Annotated in this window: 2 protein-coding genes and 1 pseudogene; 2 read left to right on the top strand and 1 reads right to left on the bottom strand. The window is 66.5% G+C overall.

All coding sequences use genetic code 11. The features are described from left to right. Positions 1-73: 73 nt before the first annotated feature. A pseudogene (locus tag FPZ47_RS26980) lies at positions 74-1,154 on the bottom strand (IS256 family transposase); the annotation flags it as partial. A gap of 64 nt (positions 1,155-1,218) precedes the next feature. Here FPZ47_RS26980 and FPZ47_RS26975 point away from each other — a divergent pair. Continuing rightward, the gene (locus tag FPZ47_RS26975; protein ID WP_144957223.1) at positions 1,219-1,776 is read left to right on the top strand and encodes an IS630 family transposase; all 558 of its coding nucleotides are present in this window, start codon (positions 1,219-1,221) and stop codon (positions 1,774-1,776) included. 12 nt (positions 1,777-1,788) lie between these two features. Then, the gene (locus tag FPZ47_RS26970) at positions 1,789-2,976 is read left to right on the top strand and encodes a transposase (RefSeq protein WP_168209581.1); all 1,188 of its coding nucleotides are present in this window, start codon (positions 1,789-1,791) and stop codon (positions 2,974-2,976) included. The last annotated feature ends 321 nt before the right edge of the window (positions 2,977-3,297 follow it).

Below are 3,297 nucleotides of genomic sequence, written 5' to 3'. Positions count from 1 at the left end.
CTACCTCGGCGGTGTCCTATTGGCCTGCGCCGTAATCCATTCCCGCGTCGGAAACAACCAATTGGGAGACACGCCCTAACCGTAAGACCGTGAGGGTCTCGTCCAGGCCCTCACGCAGGCTGGCCGCCGCGCCTGGGTGGGTGCGGTCGAGCTCGTTGGCCAGCGCGAGCAGCGCTGCCTCGGCCTCGAGCGCCGATCCGGCGTGGTAGGCGTCGGTCATCTTGCGGCCTACACTGGACCGAAGGCGTTGCGGCAGATGGTCTTTGACGTTTCTTACCTTATGAAGAATTTGGCAGCGTTGGATGACCGGACGGTCGAGCACGTCGATCACCGCCTTGCGCAGCGCCTTGGACCCGTCGAGGCCCACCAACATCGGGCGGGTGACGTCCATGCCTCGCTCCCGCAGATCCACCAGCAGATCGGTGACCAGCGTGGCATTTTCCGTGGAGCCCTCCACCAGTGCCAGCGGGTGCTTGACCCCGTCAATGTCGATGCCCAACGCCACCACACAGCAGGACTCGGCGAAGTGCGCGCCGTCGATCATCAGCGCCACCAGATCCAGCCCGGACAAATCCGCAGCGAGCAGCTCCGCCAGCGCGGTTTCGGTCATCGCCACAAACCGCCGGGAGACTGCGGACTTGCTTGTCGCAGAGGCTGTTTGGGCGATCTGCTGCCCGATTGGCTCCAACCCGACCGGGTAGCGTCGAGTGGACAGGCCGGCCAGCATCTTCTCCATCGCCATGCGGCCCAGGATCTCCGTCGAGCTAAACAGCTCATAAGACGCCACCGGCAACTCGCCCGAGCCGTCAGCGGCACGCACCCGCGGCCGGGTCACCGGCACCCGGCGCCCGCCCAGGGTCACCGACCCGTTTTCGTGGCCATGGCGCACCGCGGTGCGGCCGGGGTTGTGGCGGCCCTTCGGCCCGGCCTGCGCGGTCACGTCGGCCTCCATCAGGGTCTGCATGACCTGCAGGCCCGCACCGACCGCCAGCGCCAGCAGGCCCTCGGACATGTTCTCGGCGATCTCGGCCATCGCCACGCTCACCTGCTCGGGAATCGCGGCCACACTCGCGTCCCCGGCCCGGTTCTGGCTACTCTTCTTCATAACGGTCCCCTTCTCTTGGTGTTCTTGCGGAACGCCCGAGACCTACCACACGGCAGGTCACGAGCGGGGGACCGCCACCTCAATTTCTACGAGACCCGGGACAACCTCCCGACATGATCGCCACCGTTGTGTATCGCGAGTTCGGGGTGCGCCTGCACCGGACCACCATCGGCCGGATCCTGCATAAACTCGGCTTTTCGCCGCAGCGCCCGCTGCGGCGGGCCTTTCAGCAGGATCCCGACGCGGTGCGCAGGTGGAAAACCGAGACCTTCCCGAAGATCCGCACCCAAGCCCGCAAAGACGGTGCGACGATTTACTTCGCGGACGCGGCCGGGGTGCGCTCGGACTATCACTGCGGCACCACGTGGGCGCCGAGGGGCAAGACACCGGTCGTGCGCACCACCGGCGCCCGCCACCGGTGCAACATGATCTCGGCGATCACCACGACCGGCCAGCTGCGCTTCATGATCAGCCAGGGCGGCGTCGGCGCAAAAGTGTTCATCGACTTTTGCAAGCGCCTGCTCGCCGACACCAGCGGACCCGTGTACCTCATCGTCGACGGCCACCCCGCCCACCGCGCCAAAGCCACCACCAAGTTCGTCACCGCCACCGGCGGACAGCTCAAGCTGTTCTTGCTGCCCGGCTACTCATCCGAACTCAACCCCGACTGACTGTTCCCCGGTTTGGGCTATGCGAAGGTGTGGGCCAAGCTCACCGCTGCCGTACCCGGTCGAATATCGCCGTCGGGCAAAGTGTTTCGGGATCTGCGTCGCCGTCTCGGGGTGGCGCCGTTGCGGGCGTTGTTCGAGGTGCTGGCCGGCCCGGTCGGACAGCCGACGACTCCCGGGGTGCGGTTCGGCCGTTACCGCACCGTGGCATTCGACGGGTGCGTGTCGTTCAAGGTGCCCGACACCGACCGCAACCAATCTTGGCTGGGCAAGCTCAAGGCCTGCCTCGGTGTCACCGGCTATCCGGTGGTGCGGCTGATGACCGTGGTCGAGACCGGCACCCGAGCATTGCTCGGCGCTGTCTTCGGGCCGCCCTCCACCGGTGAAATCGATTACGCGCGTGCGCTGCTGCCACTACTGGGCTCCGACATGCTAGTGCTGATCGACCGCGGTTTCGACGCCGAAACCTTCCTGGCCGACCTGGCCGGCACCGGCGCGCAGTTTTTGGCCCGGCTGCGCAACACCCGCCGGCCGCCCGTGCTGGCCGGCCTCGACAACGACGGCTCGCACCTGTCCCGCATCGGCGAGCTGGTGGTCCGGATCATCACCGCCGAGATCACCGTCACCTGCGCCGACGGCACCCGCTACGCCGCCTCCTACCGGCTGGCCACCACCTTGTGCGACCCACGCCGCCATCCCACTCACCGGCTCGTGGCCGTCTACCACGAACGCTGGGAACACAAGATCGCCTACCTGGCACTGCGGCACACCCTCGCTGCTGGCCGCGTGCTGCGCTCGACCGACCCGGCCGGACTCGAACAGGAAATGTGGGCGCTGCTGGCCGTCTACCAGGCACTGCGGCGCGCCATGGTCACCGCGGTCGAATCCCGTCCCGGCATCGACCCCGACCGCGCCAGCTTCACCACCGCACTCGAAACCACCAAAGACCTCCTCATCAGCGCCACCAACATCGCCGGCGATCCCGCCGACCTCGTCGGCCACATCGGCCGCGCTGTGCTCACCGACCTGCTCCCGCCCCGCCGCCCGCGCACCAGCGTCCGCAAGGTCAAATCCCCACTCTCGCGCTACAACAAGAAAGACCCACACCGCCCCGAACTCAGCACACAGATCACCAGCATCACCGCGACCATCACCGGCCCCGAACCGAACCCCGCGACACGCCAACCCAAGTTACTGTATTGACAACAGCCCTCGGGCCTTACTGTAACTATCCGGCATTGCGACTAACCGGGACGGTTCCGACCGGATCAGGTCACTGGGCTTGCCCGGAGATCGGGGGGTTGGGCGGAGCGTAGAAGGCTTGGTACTGACTCTCGCCGGGGCTCGTGACCGGGATTCCGTTGACCCACGGCCTTGGGGTTACGTGCCTTCGCCAGCTGAGGAATGTTCGGCGGACGGCCGGCTGCCGAACAGCATGGTCGAGTTCGCCTCGATCTTTCATGCAATTCCGCGTTTGCGGGTGTCGTTGACGCGAAAGGTGCACTGCCGCAAGGATAATAGGAC

It is taken from the genome of Mycobacterium helveticum, from assembly GCF_007714205.1.
Lineage (GTDB): Bacteria > Actinomycetota > Actinomycetes > Mycobacteriales > Mycobacteriaceae > Mycobacterium > Mycobacterium helveticum.
Note: the sequence above shows the minus strand (reverse complement) of the source record. Positions and strands in the feature narration are given on the sequence as shown.